Source organism: Paenibacillus sp. Lou8.1 (genome assembly GCF_024213565.1).
GTDB lineage: Bacteria > Bacillota > Bacilli > Paenibacillales > Paenibacillaceae > Paenibacillus > Paenibacillus polymyxa_B.
The window spans coordinates 203006-220694 of the sequence record NZ_JANAVN010000011.1 but is presented as its reverse complement, the minus strand read 5'-3'; the positions used below and the strand labels follow the sequence as shown (position 1 = coordinate 220694).

Annotated in this window: 16 protein-coding genes; 8 read left to right on the top strand and 8 right to left on the bottom strand. The window is 41.9% G+C overall.

Annotation, left to right across the window (positions count from 1 at the left end):
• Window positions 1-461 precede the first annotated feature (461 nt).
• The 5 genes from NLX78_RS17350 to NLX78_RS17330 all read right to left on the bottom strand — a co-directional run bounded on the left by NLX78_RS17350 (window position 462) and on the right by NLX78_RS17330 (window position 5395).
• On the bottom strand, window positions 462-1394 hold the full coding sequence (locus NLX78_RS17350) for a M23 family metallopeptidase (RefSeq protein WP_254351091.1): 933 nt from the start codon (window positions 1392-1394) through the stop codon (window positions 462-464).
• Window positions 1395-2516, bottom strand: coding sequence for a serine hydrolase (locus tag NLX78_RS17345; RefSeq protein WP_254351090.1), 1122 nt, complete (start codon window positions 2514-2516; stop codon window positions 1395-1397).
• Window positions 2517-3121: 605 nt separating this feature from the next.
• Complete coding sequence (locus NLX78_RS17340) at window positions 3122-3646, bottom strand: VOC family protein (protein WP_254351089.1); 525 nt, start codon at window positions 3644-3646, stop codon at window positions 3122-3124.
• A 51-nt stretch (window positions 3647-3697) separates the two neighbouring features.
• Window positions 3698-4324, bottom strand: coding sequence for a type 1 glutamine amidotransferase family protein (locus tag NLX78_RS17335; RefSeq protein WP_254351088.1), 627 nt, complete (start codon window positions 4322-4324; stop codon window positions 3698-3700).
• Between the two features lie 108 nt (window positions 4325-4432).
• Window positions 4433-5395, bottom strand: coding sequence for a helix-turn-helix transcriptional regulator (locus NLX78_RS17330; protein ID WP_254351087.1), 963 nt, complete (start codon window positions 5393-5395; stop codon window positions 4433-4435).
• A gap of 279 nt (window positions 5396-5674) precedes the next feature.
• On the opposite strand from NLX78_RS17330, the gene NLX78_RS17325 reads away from it, so the two are divergent.
• The 8 genes from NLX78_RS17325 (at window position 5675) to NLX78_RS17290 (ending at window position 14271) form a co-directional block, all read left to right on the top strand.
• Window positions 5675-7177 carry a hypothetical protein gene (locus NLX78_RS17325; RefSeq protein ID WP_254351086.1) on the top strand — a complete coding sequence of 501 codons (1503 nt, stop codon included), beginning with the start codon at window positions 5675-5677 and terminating at the stop codon, window positions 7175-7177.
• Between the two features lie 20 nt (window positions 7178-7197).
• Window positions 7198-8301: a pentapeptide repeat-containing protein gene (locus NLX78_RS17320; protein ID WP_254351085.1), complete on the top strand. Its 1104-nt coding sequence runs from the start codon at window positions 7198-7200 to the stop codon at window positions 8299-8301.
• 12 nt (window positions 8302-8313) lie between these two features.
• A complete protein-coding gene (locus NLX78_RS17315) occupies window positions 8314-8826 on the top strand; it encodes an imm11 family protein (protein WP_029515572.1) in 513 nt (170 codons plus the stop codon).
• A 12-nt stretch (window positions 8827-8838) separates the two neighbouring features.
• The gene (locus NLX78_RS17310) at window positions 8839-9468 is read left to right on the top strand and encodes a hypothetical protein (protein WP_254351084.1); all 630 of its coding nucleotides are present in this window, start codon (window positions 8839-8841) and stop codon (window positions 9466-9468) included.
• 31 nt (window positions 9469-9499) lie between these two features.
• Window positions 9500-9955, top strand: a complete 456-nt coding sequence (locus NLX78_RS17305; RefSeq protein ID WP_023989777.1) for a DUF4280 domain-containing protein — start codon at window positions 9500-9502, stop codon at window positions 9953-9955.
• A gap of 24 nt (window positions 9956-9979) precedes the next feature.
• Window positions 9980-12937 carry a contractile injection system protein, VgrG/Pvc8 family gene (locus NLX78_RS17300; protein WP_254351083.1) on the top strand — a complete coding sequence of 986 codons (2958 nt, stop codon included), beginning with the start codon at window positions 9980-9982 and terminating at the stop codon, window positions 12935-12937.
• A 17-nt stretch (window positions 12938-12954) separates the two neighbouring features.
• On the top strand, window positions 12955-13779 hold the full coding sequence (locus NLX78_RS17295) for a hypothetical protein (protein WP_254351082.1): 825 nt from the start codon (window positions 12955-12957) through the stop codon (window positions 13777-13779).
• Window positions 13780-13986: 207 nt separating this feature from the next.
• On the top strand, window positions 13987-14271 hold the full coding sequence (locus NLX78_RS17290; RefSeq protein WP_254351081.1) for a hypothetical protein: 285 nt from the start codon (window positions 13987-13989) through the stop codon (window positions 14269-14271).
• 98 nt (window positions 14272-14369) lie between these two features.
• On the opposite strand, the gene NLX78_RS17285 is transcribed toward NLX78_RS17290, so the two are convergent.
• From NLX78_RS17285 to NLX78_RS17275, 3 genes are read right to left on the bottom strand one after another with little or no spacing between them, the layout of a single operon-like run.
• Entirely contained in the window at window positions 14370-15251 is an 882-nt protein-coding gene (locus tag NLX78_RS17285) for a carbohydrate ABC transporter permease (RefSeq protein WP_013311404.1), read from the bottom strand.
• A gap of 55 nt (window positions 15252-15306) precedes the next feature.
• The gene (locus NLX78_RS17280) at window positions 15307-16188 is read right to left on the bottom strand and encodes a carbohydrate ABC transporter permease (protein ID WP_039273005.1); all 882 of its coding nucleotides are present in this window, start codon (window positions 16186-16188) and stop codon (window positions 15307-15309) included.
• A gap of 26 nt (window positions 16189-16214) precedes the next feature.
• Window positions 16215-17558, bottom strand: coding sequence for an extracellular solute-binding protein (locus NLX78_RS17275; protein WP_254351080.1), 1344 nt, complete (start codon window positions 17556-17558; stop codon window positions 16215-16217).
• Window positions 17559-17689 lie beyond the last annotated feature (131 nt).

Genomic DNA, 17689 nt, shown 5'->3' with positions numbered 1-17689 from the left:
ATTTTAAATCCTTAAAGGTGTTGGTACAGTATACAGTAAAAGTATAGCGGGCTCTTATTATGTAACAATATCGTAAATTAGTTTTTACTGGTGGCTCCTAACACATCTTTAAGGGCCACCAGAATTTTTTATACAGCAAAACATCTTTTTAATAAGGAAAATAATTTGGAATATTTAAATGAGTTAGTCTCACAATTTAAAATTAATAAAATTCATATGCGTCCTTGCACATACGAAGATTTAATTAATGTGGGAAAAAAGATTAGCAATCAATAATTACCTATGGCTTATATTGAATTTCTAGAAGCAATGGGAAACGGCACTGATCATACTTTTTTTGCGTGGTGAATCATGTTTTATGGATGAATTGTTATTTACTGTAGTCCTCAGAACTTCTGAAACGAATCTAAGAGGAACTATAACCCGTTTCTCAAACCGTCGTTCTAAGGGGATATTCATTTTTATCGAAAAATAAGTGTTTGATAAAATAGCAAATCATTTCTCTTTAAGTAATTACCATTAAAAGTAATAGGGACCGAAGTTCTATTGAAGTAATCTCTCATATTGTCATGTTTTATAGCATGAACATGAAGATGCGGCTCACTACTGTAACCTGAGTTCCCTACTTTCGCAATTTCTTGTCCAACCTTGACAAAATCATTTTTCTTGACTAATAGACTATTTTTCTTCAAGTGTAACAACAGAATATTATATCCTTTGTGTTTGATGATAATCATATTTGTAGTACTACGACCCAGGGAGTTTGGGACATTATCTTCTACTCCATCCACAACTTCGATAATTCTACCCTCAACCGGACTATATACTGAATCATTATAAATGGGATAGGATTTTAAAGATTCAGGATTATCAAATATTCCTTTTCTTGAACCTAACGGGGTGAGCTTAGTTATATCCACCGCATATTTCAGAGTACGATGCGAAAAGTGATAGTTCATAGATGAACTCATTCCACCATTCACTACCTCGTAAGTCCCTCCTTTCAAGGGGAACGCTAAATCGACTGCATCTTCGTGTTTAGGAGTGGATGTAATGTATGAAATACTAAATAAAATACATATAAAAACTTGATATATTGCTAATAAACCATAAAGATAAAGGAATATTCGTGTTTTTCTATTTAAGCCATTAAATTTAAAAGAGCGTAAAGTAACCATTTGACGGAATAAGGAACATCCAAACAATACAATGCAAACCGGACGTAAATAATAGCTAATTTCTGTCCAATCATTTATAAATAAAATCATGAACGTATATGCACTTGTAAACAAAGCGTGTATATACCACGAAATACGATTTTTAAATGGAAAGTAAGCCATGATCCAGTAAAGTATAAGCGGAATCAGCAGCATTTTTACAAAATAAAAAAACATTCAATTTCTTCCCTTATCATATAATTTGCTTTTTACCTCTTCTTGAAATGCAGTATCCGTTAATAATTTGTAAAAAAACAAATCCAGCTTCTGCTTGAGCCAAATATGATCCACCCCAGAATCATCTTGAATAAACATGGCTAGTTGAATGTCATTTCCCTCCCGATCCGTACAATATAAAGCCTCTGTTAGAACAGAAATGGTAGATCCACCTTTGTTTCCGAACTCTATTAACTTGGAGTTATCCACTTGTCGCTGAATTAGCATTTTTAGATATGGATTTATAGTAGAAGGAACCAATTCCTCCTTGTGTATGAGCTTCATGAGGTAAGCATATTCTTTAGTCGTTGAACGAGGAAGCTTGCGCGATTCCAGCACTTGAAGCTTTCGTACATAATTCTGCCTGGTGTTCCATTTCTGAATACATTCTAACCCCTGATCACGATTTAAAATCTGATGAATTTCAATAGATTTTTTCATATATTCCTCGTAGCTCATCTCACTTATCTTTTGTATCGACTCTTTAAAGCCTATGTTTTCGGTCTCTTGGATATAAGGAGACATGAATCCCGCAGATGAAAAAGGAAAGATTTTATCATGAGAAGAAAGTGAGAGCTTCATAATATTCTCATTTATCTTATCCAAACCCATTTTCGCCATTAGAAATTCTGTATTGGCATTGGAACTATATGCTAACATACCATGAGTAATATCCAATAACGTAATTTTACCTTGAACCTCTTTATGGTTTGCGCGAATGGATTTGATCCAGTTATGATGAGCGTTACCATCGGAACCAGGAATATAAAACTTATTTAATTCCTCTAAAGGAACAAGTTCCTGCTCGTCTAATATTTTCGCCACAACTTGGCGAGCAAATTCGATAGCAATGATCACTTTGGCCGTGCTGGCAAGCGGCATTTTAACTTCTGAGTTATAGCTGATTTTCTCCATACCATTTTTGATCATAAACAAAGATGCTTTACTCGGATTTTCCTTTAAAAAGCTCAGAACATCCATTTCTGTTTTCTTATTATTTTGGCGCTTCGCAATGAACAAAAACAGGATACATATGAGAACAAATATTAAAATTATAGCTACTATCCATAAAATTATTTTCATGTTTTGCTCCTTAATGGACACGCTTAGGCAGAAGTTCACATAAGTCGTCACAGTTCCCCACGGGAATCACTTTTCTTTTAGAAGCTATATAATCATACAAATAACCACCTATACCCATTTTTTTGAAAATAATTATAAAGGGAACCGCCCACCAAAGATACGGTATTCTTGTACAAATTTGTGCAATAGAGTCAATTCCACGTTGTATTTTATTGGGATCATTCAGTGAGAAACTATGCATTCGCCTTTCTAATTCATTAACAAACAGGACACCAACCATCATAGAAAACCAGAATTTGTTTGTGTTGAAAGCTTACATATCCTAATCTTCTTGTTTTTCTTCGAATTGTAATGGATATTTTCCGGAAACTGATCTTTATAAAATGGTATAAATTTTTATATTTTCAAATCGAACCCCTTTTCCAAACTTTTTCTGCTATGCATTAATCGTTATTATTGCTCTTCAAGCCTTATGTACCAGACTTGAAGAGCCTCTCTCCATTTATCAACTAGATCCTCATTGAAGAGCAAAATACCAATGCTTCCTATAACATCATTTTAGCAGATAGTCACTTTAATACACTTTACCAAAAAAGTGATTGCCTTTATTCTCCACTAAAGCTTTTAGCCCATTCAGCAACCCTACGACTGCTCTCTTCTTCTGACAAATCCTCGATCCTGGTCATAATAGACCATCTCACTCCACAAGGATCCAATATACTTCCGAATCGATCACCTGAAACAAAGTTTGTAACTGGTTCCCTTACTTTTGCTCCTCTTGCTACCGCATTTTCAATGACCTGATCAACATTCATTACGTAAATTCCGAAAGAATAACACGCATTCTCTTCATCTGGCGGCAAGACCAATTGATATGTCGGATTCGCTGCTCCCAGCTGCAAAAAACCATTCCCAAAATCTAATTCAGCATGAACAATTATTTTATTGCCATTCTCATCAGGATATTCAGTAATATCCTTAACCCTTGCATTGAAAACACTTTTATAGAACTCTATTGCTTCCGAAGGATTCTTCACTGTAATAAAAGGGGTAATAGATGTAAAGCCGTTGGGTGTTCCCTTCTTTGTATATTTACCTGACACTCCCGTATATTCTCTACTTTCAGTCATTTTGACTCCTCCTTTAAATGATCGTAACAGTTCAATTTTGTGCTTATACCTTTATTGGATTGAATTCATCAATTCATAGTAATATTTGGATGCGCGAGTCTTATTTAGACTATACCAGGCTTCTAATGTTTTAGAAGAAAACACACCCAGAGCTTTCAAAACGTGTACGGAAAATTCCAACGGAGCTGTTCCAGATGCAGTGATTAGTTTTCCATCCGTCACAGCAGACTCCATTTTATAATACTTTTCGCCTGTATAGGTGGGACAAGTCATTTTGAGGTATTCCAGATCATTGCTTGTATGCCAACGTGAATTCAGCAATCCTGCCTGGGCAAGTCCCATGGTAGCACCACAAATCGCAGTAACCCATATACCTTCCTCTAAGCACCTCTCAGCGATTTTAAAAATCGGTTGATGAATGGCTTCTGTCCATGTATTTCCACCGGGTAAAATCAATGCATCCGTGCTCTCAATACGGCACTCATCCAGTTTGATGTCAGGCAGGATTTTCAATCCGCCCATGGTAATGACAGGAGTCTTCTCCATTCCCACGGTAACTATTTTGGATGGGACCAGCCCCTTTTTATAATATCTCCCCGAGTTCAGTTCGGCAGTTAAGTAACCGATCTCCCAGTCTGCCATGGTGTCAAACACATAAAGGTATACCGTTCTATTCATTCACATGTTCTCCTTATTTATAATTTATCAAGTAATACCACCCCTCGGTAATCCATGACTATCCTCATTATAAAAAAGCTTCACTGACATCTGCTGTCAGTGAAGCTTTTAACGTTGATAATATTCCATTAACTCCGACGCAACAGCAACAAGCTTTTTCTTCAAACTCTGTGGTTCGATTACTTGAATGGATTTCCCGTAGGGTAGGAGTAAATAAGGGACATATGTATGAAGTGATTTTTCCTCAAGCAAAAAGATGGCTTGATTGGATGCCCGCTCTTTCAGATGATGCCCCAAAAACCAATGCAGACATAAGTCATCCAATGCCTCTGACCTGCCTCCGATAGTTAAAGAAATTAAACCGTCCTTACCCACTAAATCAGGTAACAGATTTTGCATAAAAAATTCACGAGCCGAAAAAGCCTCAGGACGCTTAAATATGATGGGAGTACGCTTGATTTGTAGAATCCGATCTGCCCGAAAGCTACGGATCTCATTTCTTAGGTGGCAAAATGCAACAGTGTACCATTTATTGTTCCAATAAACCATTCCATAGGGGTCTATCACCCTATTCTTGGGTTGTTCTTCATGGCTTGTGCGATAATCCATTTCTACAGAGAATTCGTTGGCTACAGCCTGCTCCAATTCTGCCAATACCGGCTGAAGAGAAGGGTCTCCTATGCGGTTAATCACTTCAAATCCGGCTAAATGACGGCTAAGTATACTTTCCTGCTCTTGATTCGAATACATTTTTAATTTTGATGTCGCATTGCCTAATGCCTCACTCAAAGGGTATCCAGCTTCTTTTGCAAAAATAGCAGCATGAAGGAGTGCCTTTTTTTCCTCCATATCAAATAGTAGAGGCGCTCTGATAAAATTATTCAGCAAGCTATACCCGCCATTATGACCCGTGTCGGATATTATAGGCACTCCACTGGCACATAGTGCATCAATATAACGATAAACTGTCCTTATATTTATTTCTAACTTTTCAGATATTTGTTTTGCGGTCATTTTTACACCCGAATTCAGCATCCATAGAATGGCCAGCATATTATCGTTTTTTGGCATAACATAAACCCTCATCTTTCATTAAAGCTCAACTTTTATAAATATCTTCTTATACTCCCTCTTACCATCTATTATATGCTTTTTTCTACTCAAAACTCCCCTCCGATATCTCCTGCTTCCAGAAATACACATTGTAAGTACCTCTTCCAATGGTTCATTCTGTAAACTAACTCTCTCTTTTAACCGATAAATACATATGCTGGATTTATCAATAACCACATTACTAGCTGGGAATCTCATAATAACATTTACCAAAAACAACTATAGAAGGAGAGATCTATGGATAACATCGTGACATACGGTCATATCGAAATCATGCCTTATGAGTTCGTCCGCCTTCATGAATTTAAAATCTTAAAAACAGTCAATGACCATGCCCGAATGATCTGTACAGGTATCATTTCGGAGAAAAAGCGAGAGCTGTACGTACGTGCTTCGGATGAAGAAACTCAGGTCAAAGCTTTTGTTACGGACAAAAATGGCAATCGACAGCCCCTTTTTCGAGGCATTGCCTTGGATGTGGAGGAAAAAGTCATTCATGGGGTCCATTACCTGACCGTCGAAGCCATATCTCATACCTACGAGTTAGATATTAAGCGGCATCAACGCTCTTTCCAGAACCCCAAGCTCACCTATACGGGTCTGATCGAAAGTATTGTATCGGACTACTCCAAAGCCGAAGCCATGGATGTTGTGTCCCATAAGAAGCCCATCGGCACCTTTATCATGCAATATGATGAGACCGATTGGCAATTTCTGAAACGTATGGCCTCCCACTTCTACTCTCCGCTCATTCCTGCGGTGGGCTATGGAGTGCCGAAGTTTTATTTTGGCCTGCCTATGGGACTCAGTAAAGGAGAAATTAAATCTACCAATTATAAGGTCACCAAACGGGTTGCGGATTTTCAAACCGCTTCAGAGAACCATATCCCTGGCGTACGTGATGCTGATTTTATCCAATATGAGGTCGAGACGGAGAAATTACTGGAACCTGGCTATGAAGTAACCTTTCAAGGTCATAAGTTGATCGTAGCTGAGGTGCTAACGGAGATGAAAGACGGGGTGCTGACCCATACCGCCAAGCTGTCACCACGAAGCGGCTTACGTCCAATTAAAGACTATAATCGTTCTATTATCGGCGCTTCCATTCATGGCAAGGTACTAAGCGTTCGTCGGGACAAAGTCCGCGCCCAGCTCGATATGGATGATCAGCAAGACCCGAACACAGATTACTGGTTTCCCTACTCTACCATTTATGCATCTGCGGATAACACGGGCTGGTATTGCATGCCTGAAGACGGAGACAGCATCCGCATCTATTTTCCCAGTTATAAGGAAGAAGAAGGATACGCGATCAGCTCGGTTAAAAGAGAACCACAACCTTCCGGGGGAAAATCTACTGCTACTTCTGGACATGCCACAGCTTCTACTTTGTCTGCCGGATCAAAGTCTTCTTCAGCCTTGTCCGCAGCAGCTCCTGCCCCAGATCGAATGGCTGACCCTGCCATTAAGACGCTGCGAACCAAATACGGCAAAGAAATCATGCTCGCTCCGGATCAAATCGTTATTTCCGGGAATGGCATGTCTATTGTCATTAACGATAAAACAGGCATTGATATTGTAAGCGGAAAAAATGTGAGCATTAGCGCGGCTTCGGATATTGTTATGAGTTCCGGTAACATCCAGCTTTCCGCCGGAAAAATCGAGCTGTCTGGTAAAGGCAACACGATTACGCTGGATGACAAAACCACCTTCTCCGGCACGGAAATTAAGATGAACTAACGGAAGGTGAGAACTAGCAGATGGATAAACAAGCGGCGTTACACCATTTTAAAGAGCATCATTTTACACCTTTGCTGGACATTCAGTTGGACATGCTGGAAGCCAAGTTTCAGCGCTGCCAAGCTCAACTGATCTTCGATTTCAAAGAATCGTTTAGGGATTTGTGTATACACATTCTGAGCATGCAGCAACAAGGTCAAAAAGAACCCATTGGATATATCCACTACTCATTGTTGCGCACTCAAATGCTGGAGCAATCCTACCTGTATATGGTCGAGGCTTACTCTGCTGAATGGTACGAAGATGATTCCGATTGCAAGCTAATCTATGACGCTTCATGGGCCTATTCACCGATGAGTACCATGTTGGAAACCTTGGAGCAGGAACGAAAAATATATATGGGGACGATCACTTCAGTGGACGTTGAACGACTGATGTTGGAATCCGCTCCTTTTTTTCACCAGTTTGTGAACTCCCTCCTGCGCTTAGGGATGGCAGAAGTGGTTCAAATGCCTGAGTATCTCGCCATTTATAAAGCTAATCGTGTAGCTATCCGAACGGGCGAGTACAAGGATATCAGCGAGAATCTATATGTCGAAGATCAGGAAGCACTTCTTGCAGATCATGTGAAAGAGCAATTGATACATTCCAGTGAAGAAGAACCCTATGTTTACGAAAACCTAAAGCGGCTTTCTCTTCCCCACCTTCACCTGATGCAAAAGGATTTGCGCTATAACGATTTTAGCCACAGTGACTTACGGGGAAGCCAGTTTCACAGCTGCATATTGATCGGAAGCATCTGGCAACGAGCGAATCTGGAAGGAGGCAACTTTCAGGGATGCCTACTGACCGATACGGATTTTAGATATAGCGATTTGAGAGGTGCTAACTTCAATAGTGCCAGCGGACAGCCGTATCGGGAACATGGAGTTCGGGTGCCGGGGCTATGTGGGCTTCATTTCGAACACGCCAACCTGGATGGGGCTGATTTTACAGATGTACATTCGTTTGAACATGCATATTTTGAGGGGGCTTCGATGAAAGGAACTCTTGTCCCACGAAAGTACCAACAGTATTGGAAATTAAGCGAAGCACAGCGTCAATCTATTGTGTGGACGGAATAAGGAGGAATGTGTATGCGCCATTATTATGTGCTGGTCGATGATCATCGTATTTCCCGAAACATTAAACCGATGAATTTAGACCTTTTTAAAACGCCATTTGTTGGCATGCCTCCGGCTCAGGTTTTAGATGTTCATGCGACAGAAGATGCCGAGTACACGGACTGGCTACCGTTTTCACCCTCACAACCGCTATTTTCCGATTCTATGAAACGGATTCTAGAACTATACAATACACAAGCTCGTTTTAAACAGGTGTATATCGTGAACCGGGAACCTAGCCGTCAAGAATTATATTGGATTTCATCCGTTCCCTCTGTCGATGGCATTTCAGAACAGACTGAATTTTATGCGCACGACCAAACCTTAAAACGACTTGTGCTGGATAGTCAAAAGGTAAATGGACACCATTTTTTTCGACTGTCTAACGTGAGGGAACCCTATTTCATTGTTAGCTTGGAGGCTGCTGAAAGTTTGCTGCGGCGGAGTTTGAGTGGTTTTCGGCTACAAAAGCTAGAACTCTTATAAGGAGGTTTAACCTTGACGGAGTATTGGGATGAATTTTTTTTAAAACTGCATCATCAACAAATATTGAAAGAGCAATTAAGTACAGCGGAAAACAATGAAGGCTGGATGATGATATCTATTGAAGAAGCGATGGAGGGAATTTTGAAAGGCTCACTAACCCTACCGAATGAACAGGAAATTCGATTTCAAACCCTTTCTGTCTTTGAAAATCAACACACCATTTCCCTGCCTGACTCTCTTATTCCAGAAGTTCGGGCTGGACAGACGGTAGATCCGTCGAAAAGCTTCGTTGTTCAGGACAAGCTGGGTGGAATCCTGTTAGGTCTGCACCAAAGCAGGCAAGAACTGGACCCCACGCAAATAGAAATCTATCAACAGCAGATGATTGAGCAAACGAGTCGCGCACAACCAAGTATGAAGCTCGTGGATGAAAAGGCTCTTTCTATTCAAGATACCATCATTGGTTGTTATGAAGCTATTTTTCTAGTTTCCCCCTCTCCCTATTATCAGATTGTCTTTGTGCGTTCCTGGCATGGCAAGGCTGTGATCGGAAGTTGCCAATTTAAGCTGGAGGATGCTCCCCTCTGGGTTCCCTTAACCTATGCCATGCTGCACACCGCAACATGGTCGGAGCTTTCTTGATTTTATACCTTTTATTCAAGGAGGTACTTGTATGTTTTTACCTTTACTTATTAAAGCTCTGGCTCAAGGTGCACTCAGCGGAGAACATTCTTATGTGGTGAGAGGAGCCAAGCTACAGTGCAGTCAAGGCACAGACCCTGGTGTGCTCAATATGATGTACAGCCACGGTGTTTTCATTAAAGATAAACCCGTTCTGAACGTGGACGATGCCATTTGTGGAGCCAATATTAGCAAAATCAATGCTTTTGGATTGTGTAAATTGAAGCAGGGTCTTCCCTGTGAACCGGAGATTGCGTTTGGGTCCAAGTGGACAGGCGGTAAGGAAGACGTATTGATTGAGGGGGCGCCTGCCCTACTCAACAATTCGACCTTAATGTGTAGCTGTCAAGGTGTACAAGAGGCGATATCCTCCTTTTTTGGTGCAGACAGCACGGGATCTGGTGGTGGAGGTATCATCTCCATTACAGATGACGGACAGGATGGTTGATTTTATCAAGCAAGGAGATTAAGGATGAACATCGTAGCGAAAGACCGCTTTACCTATCAGCACTTACATGTCACTTGGCCCTATGGCAAGCTGCGTCTTCACAACGTCCATATGAGTCACGAGCTGGGAGAACATGCTAGACTGGTGATCACGGGTAGTCTAGAAGCCGATCAAGCAGACACAATCATTACCAAAGCAAGCAGTGACGACGAAGTTGAGCTATGGTATTCCGATGCCAAAGATCAGAAGCATCCCTTATTTATGGGACAACTATACTGCTTAGATGTGGAGCACAGACATCAGGAGATCGTGGTAACTCTCGACGTCATTTCTCATAGTTTTAAACTGGATACGCAGCTCAAAAACCGCTCCTTTCAGCACATAAACCAGAAATATGTTGAAATCGTCGACGCAGTGCTGGCCGATTATAAGGGCTCGGACAAGATTGATGAAGCTTTTGAGAAAAAAGCGACAGGCCAGTTTATGTTGCAGTATCAGGAGACCGATTGGACTTTTTTAAAACGGCTGGCTTCGCATGTGGGAGCCCTTCTCGTCCCTAATGTCGTTTCACACCATGCGCAAATTTGGATCGGTATTCCGCAAGCCAGACAGCATATTCATTTGAAAGAGGTTCCTTTTGCGTTGCAGCGCAAGATTGCTCCCTATCTGGATCAGGAGGCTAACGGCTGGAGATCTGCCCATATTGCAGACTATACTCGGTATACCTTTGAGTGGGATCGAATGCTGCAATTGGGAGATGAAGTGGAGCGCAATCACGAAACCTACGTCATCACCAAACGTGAAGGACAGTTGATTCGCGGTTTAATGACCTGGTCGTATGAATGCGCATTGTCACAAGGCTTGAAGGTCCCTAAAATCTATAATCGTACCATCATTGGCGCGGCTATTGAAGGAAAAATACTAGATGTCAGCCGGAATCAGGTTCGGTTGCATTTGGATATAGACGATCAGCAGAATCCCAAGGATGCCCAATGGTTCCCCTATTCTGCTGAAGGGAATCAGGTGTGGTATCTAATGCCGGAAAAAGGTGCGCAGGTGAAGCTGTATTTTCCAAGTGCAGACGAAGACGATGCGATGGTCATACAATCGGTTCGAACGAAACCATCCAGCGTTGCTGTCCCTTCATCTCACGCAGCCCAAGGTGCTGTGGTCGAATCACCAGCAGAACGCCACCAGCGTAAAACTGCCGATCCCGGAGTCAAATCCTTTGCGAACCCGCAAGGAAAAGAAATTTCCTTAGGGAACTCTGAACTGTCGATGAGTGCGCAGGAAGGGTCACTGTACATTTCCATGAATACCCATAACGGTGTCAGCCTGAACAGCACCCAACGTATACAAATTCAAGCCACAGGCAGTCTTAGTCTTTCGGCAGGTAGCATCCTGCTGCAAGGAACCAACGGCTTACACTTGAATACAACAACCGATACACTGGATTTGGAGCAGGAAGTTAACAGCGTAAGTTCAGAAATCCAACTTAAAGCTTCCCTCCATCAATACTACCCAGAACCGATTTTGTCTGACTTTGAGAAGCAAGTCGCTGAAAACGGAATCCAAAGTGTGCTCGGAGCACGCGTTAAGGAAAACGTAGGCGCCACGCTCAAGGGAGAATGGGATGCGGGTATAGAGTTTTTAGGCGGTGTATGGGACTCAGTTGTCGACATAGCGGATATGGGAACCATGGTAATGACTCCTTTCGTTATGCCGGGAAATTACACTGGTAAAGGTTTTCTGGAACGCAATGAGACGCTCGAGGGTATTAAGGGCGGTGCAAAGTTTGGCTGGGACTATATTGCCGATTCATTCCAAGGAAAAAAAACAAAGAAAGATGTGGTTCACGACCTTGAAACCGTGTGGGACGGCATAAAAAGCATACCCGATCCGATTGAGCGAAAATTGAATAATTTCTTCCCTAATCCATTGACCGATACCAAACAGGAAAGTTACGACGCAGGATATGACAGTATCAAGGCCGTTGAACGTGTAGCAGATATTTATGGGTTTGTCAAAGGCGGCGCAATGTTAGTTAGAAAGCTGGGTAAGTTGGGTAAAGAAGAAGCCTCCTTATCTAAGGGACTCAAGGAAGCTGAAGAAAAGAAAGCCGGTAAAGGAGGAACACCGGGGTTATTCGGAGATTCAGCAAAGGCCGACTCTGCTCTAGCCAAGGTTGGAGATGGAAAATTCAAAACGAATGCCATCCGTTTTCCAACCAATTTTGAATCCTTAGGGAGTTACTTGCAAAGTGTAGCAAGAAAGATGAACTTCCGTATAACTAAAAGGTTACCCATTTTCGAAACTGCTGGAGGTCATTATCGGTTTCATGATCCTGGTCCTGACGTTCCGCATTCCAAAGGTTCCGGTGCAAAAATTTCGCCTGAGAGACAAAAACAAATTGATGCGTTAGAATCAGGAGAGTATACGGGTAAAGGGAATAAGGGGACGGAAAAAACTTCACTTCCTAAACCAAAACCAGTCGAACCACGTGGCGAGCCAATTGAGTTTATTCCTGCATTTAAACAAGAAGAACTTGCTCTAAAAACTTATGAGAAATTAAGAGCGACGGGTTTAGATATGAAAGAAATTGAGACTTTTGCCCAAAATACTGGACTTAGTGTAAAAGAAGCGGAGCAATTAAAAACACACTTAATTTTAACGAAACATGTGAATTTACCGGATCACATGTATGGAAAATATTACTACGAGGGATACTTTGATCCCAATATAGACATTGCTCATGGTTGGGAAAAAGCACTAAAAGGTGAATTATCACCTGAAGAAAAAAAATGGTTTAGGGAATTAACAGATCATGAATTAGATGAAAGTAAGCGAATGCAAAATAATGAAGTGTACCGTACTATTGAATCGTGGGATCCTGTAGAAGGAATGACAGGTGATCCCCCTGGCGCTCATGATAATGCACCAAAGCCACCAGGTAGTTATCCAGGATTTAATCCTAAATTTTAAATGAGGTGAATGTATACTTGTACAAGAAATTTGAAGAAACTAGAATACGTATTAAGAATATTGATTGGTTAAATAAAGAGGAGGATAAACCTTCACATGCCATTTTGCTCTTTGAATTTTATAGAAGAAGAGCGATATTTTTAGATCATCTTTCAATATCAACCCCAGTAAGAAGAGCTTTTCACAGTGCTGCTAAAGAGAGTGGAATTCAATTGCCTATAGATATAGAAGCAATTTGCCCCGAATTAGAGTTAATAAAAGATGATTGGTTAGTAAAATGGACTTGTTTATTTAGTTTGGAATGGGCTTATCTAATTGATCAAAAGAATCCCGTTGCTCTTCAGTTTCAAGATATGTATGACCCGATTATTGAATTATTTAAAAGAGGTGGGCGAGTACAGTATCATCATGCTGATATTATATGTGGCCGTTTAGGTAGATCTCGTATACCTAGTAGTAGCTTAAGCTCATATGAGCCAAAAGATATACGCAATGAGTTATTAGATGAAATGGATAATGCATGGTACTACAATCAAATATTAGAGAAGAATTATTTGTTAAATCTAACTATAGAAGAAGATAGTGCTGAGAAAATTGCTGCAAACTTACTGGAACAATTAAGAGACTGCAAGGCTACATTAGGTGATAGTGTTATTATTCAAACCACATTAGGTGAATTATTATTAAAAAACAAAATACATGCATATAAGCAGCTTAGAATTGTGAAAACTGAACTCGAACAATTTAAGATGGACGACTTGAAGATTTTGTTACCTAATGCAGAAAAAGAAGATTTGTCTTTTCGTATTAAGAGGGTTTTAACCAGTCTTAAAGAAATATAAAAGAACCCAACACTAAAAAATTTATAAATGACTTTTAAGCGCTTATTCCATCTCGAACTATGAGCAGGAATGAGCCTTTTTTATATTCTAAAAAAGAATTAAAAAGATAGCGACTCCATTACTCTCCCTGCACAAAACAATAACTTGCCATCCCTCTCCATCAGAGTTAACATACACACACTCAAACCACGGGAGGGAAAATGTACTATGTCAGATTGGCCAGAATGGTTTCAAGAAGCATTACGGCAGCGATTTTATCAATTAGAACTTGCCAGTGAGCAACAAGCCTCGTATTCAACAGAGGGCAAAAATCTATTCACTCAAATGGATCAATTCAAAATGAACCAAAACGAGGATATCCAACGTCTACTATCCGAATGGGAAGAAGTCATAGGCTATCAGCTAAGTCAAGACAAACAATCCATCTATATGGAAGGAGTAAAAGACGGGGTTCGATTGATCCTTCCCGTCATACCTCCCTATCTAAACTAAAATCACACAAAAATACATCCCCTAGCATTCATCGGACAAACCAAAAGGCTTGTTCCAATGTCTACTAGGGGGTACTCTTCTAATCAGGGGAATCTGTTTTACCCCTTAACCGATCCTGCCGCGATTCCTTCCACAATCCGGTCACTCATGATGAGGAACACTAGCAAAATGGGCAAAATGCTGATCATCAACGTAGCTCCGATAGCTCCCCAGTCGGTCGTATATTGTCCAATAAAGTTCTGAACGCCAACGGTCAGTGTTTTGTTTTCGTCCGAGCTAATGAACGTATTGACAAAAATAAACTCATTCCAGTTATAGATCATGTTAATAATAGATGTCGTTGCCATGACAGGGGTTGTCATGGGCAGCACGATTCGGAAGAACATCCGGTTGACGGAGCAGCCGTCCATAACGGCCGCTTCTTCCACTTCACGGGGCAAGGCGTAATAGAAGCCCAGCAAGATCATCATCGTTGTCGGCAGATTAAAAGCAACATACGACAGGATGATGGAGAGTGAAGTATCTGTTAAATGCAATTTGAGAAACATACTGAACAACGGAATCAAGGTGGAATGGACTGGAATCATTAGTCCGACCATAAATAGCCCGAGAACCAGCTGACTTCCTTTCCACCGCATACGCGTAATAGCAAATGTTACAAAGCTGGCCAGCAGCACCGTCAACGCCACGGATATGACCGTAATCCACACACTATTGAAAAAATACCGCCCGATATTGCCGCTGGTCCACACATTCATATAGTTCTCCCAATGCGGCTGGGACGGGAGTGCAAACGGCGGAAGGTTAAACACTTCCTGATTATTTTTAAGTGAGAAAAGCATCAGCCACACCAGCGGTAAAAGCTGCGTCACCGCCAAGATGATTAAAATGATATACAAAGCGGCATAACCGACCCGAGTTAACATTTTGCCGCGGGTAGCGACTCCAAGCGGATAGTTGGCGGCTGCCTGGGTTTTCATATCCGTTCCTCCCTCTTCCTGTCCTTTGTTACCCTCATCTATTAGCAAGACTGCATTATGAATACTGGATGGTGTCACTCGTAGCCGTAACCTTGCGAATTAGCCACGTAGCGATCAGACAGATGAGCAGCAGGGCAAAGGCTGTGGCGCTGCCGTATCCAAAATCAAAGCTGCGGAATGCCTGGTGGTACATGTAAGAGGCCATCACTTCACTGGCTCCATTCGGTCCACCGTCCGTCATGACGTAAATGAGGTCAAAATATTTGAGCGAGCCGACAATGGACAATATGATCGTAACGTTAATTACCTCGCGCAGCAGGGGCAATTTGATACGAGTCGCAATCTGCCAGGCACTGGCCCCGTCGATTCGGGCAGCTTCCATTAGGGTTTCGGGAATGTTTTTCAGCCCGGCATAATAGATCAGGATATAAAAGCCTGCATATTGCCAAATAATCGGAATGAACAAGGCAAACAGCACCAAGGACGGATTAGCTAACCATTCAGGCGGATTGTGGACTCCGACCGACGCCAGTATGGAATTGAACACTCCGTTCGTTGGATGATACATTTTGAGCCACAGCTGTGCAATCGCTACAGATGACAACAGCATGGGAATCAGATAAATTTTCCGCAGCAGATTCGCTCCCTTGATTTTTCCTGACAAAATCATCGCAATGACCAGATAACCGATCAGACTGATGCCTGAAAACAAGGCCAACAGCAGCGAATGCCAGGCACTTTGCCAGAATGCACTGTCTGTGAGCAAATGTTGATAATTGTCCAGCCCCACAAAAGTCATAGAGCCGATTCCATTCCACTGATTCAGGCCGTAATAGCCGGTCAGTACGATGGGCACATATATCACGGCGAATAACAGCAGCAGAGAAGGCAATACATATAGAGCAATGACAAGCTTATTGGACATGACCTTTTCCACGGTTGGACCTCCTTAGGTGGTCAATTTCAATTTCCTTTCTCGATGGCAGCCTTATGCCGCTCGGCAAATTGTTGCGGTGTCACCGCTTTACCAAACAACGCCTGAATCATATTCAAATGTACCTGTGCTGCATTCGGCTTCATCTGTACATCGGCGAACAAGGTAATGCTGCTGGCTTGATTCAGTCCGTTCAGCAAATCGACATACAGCTTGGGCAATTTTTCTTTGGAGGTGTCCACTTTCGTCGCCGGAATTACGCCCGCCTGTGTGACCGATTGCTCTCCCCACTTGACTACGAAGTATTCAACGAACGCTTTGGCCTCTTCTTTTATCTTGGAATTTTCCGAAACGAACAAACCTACTCCCGGACCTCCTACCCAACTGTTCTCGTTGCCCTTGCCGCCTTCAACCATCGGGAATTTAAAGAAGCCAATTTGATCTTTAAATGCTTGCGGGATTGCAGGATTGGTCGTAAAATTCGGCAATTCCCAAGTAGCCATTAAATACATAGCCGCTTTGTCGTTCATAAACTCGGATTTTCCCTCATCATTGGACAAGCCGTTAAATCCTTTGTTAAAGGCATTCATATCCACAAGCGTCTGGACTTCGGAGGCCGCCTGAATTAAACCAGGGTCATCGAACGATCCTGAGCCGTCAATCGCTTTTTTCAGCGTTTCGTTACCTGCTATACGGTCCGCCAGATACATATACCAGAGCGAGCCGGTCCAGCGGTCTTTATTGCCCAATGCAATCGGTGCAACTCCGTGATCCGTAAGTGTTTTCACAACCTGCTTAAACTCGTCAAATGTCGCAGGTACCTTCAAGTTGTATTTTTGGAATATGGCTTTGTTATAATAAATAGGTGTAATGTTCAATTCAATCGGAAGCGCATACGTTTTGCCATTCAGCGCATAAGCTTCGGTCGTTCCCGGTACGAATTTGTCCTTCAGCTTGGAACCATTCAACAGGTCATCCATCGGCGTAAATAATCCACCTTTAACGTAAGGCTCCATAAAACCCGCTGCCCAGGTGATACCGATATCCGGCAATTCATTGGAAGCTGACAGGACTTTGAGTTTGTTTTTATATTGTTCATTTTCCAGCACTTCCTGCTGAATGACGACATTCGGATGATCCTTTTGGTATTGATCTATAATCTGAGTCACAAGCTTGCTCTGCTGTGCCGAGCTTCCCTCTGGCCACAGGTGCATCATTTTAAGTGTAACCTTTCCCCCTTCTCCACTGGAACCGCCTTGACCATCCTTACCAGCACCGCAACCGGATAGCACCAGCATGAATGACAGCAGCAGGGTCAACCCAGCAAACCATTTTTGATGTGAGCGTTTACGCAAACCATACTCGTTGGACATCGTTAGACCTCCGTTTGTTGTATTTATATTTTTGTAACCGTTATCATTTGTAAGTTTAGCACTCCATTCCTGCTTCCAACAGGGTACACTCATTGGGTATAATTCCACTTTTATTGGGTTTGATCTGCCTA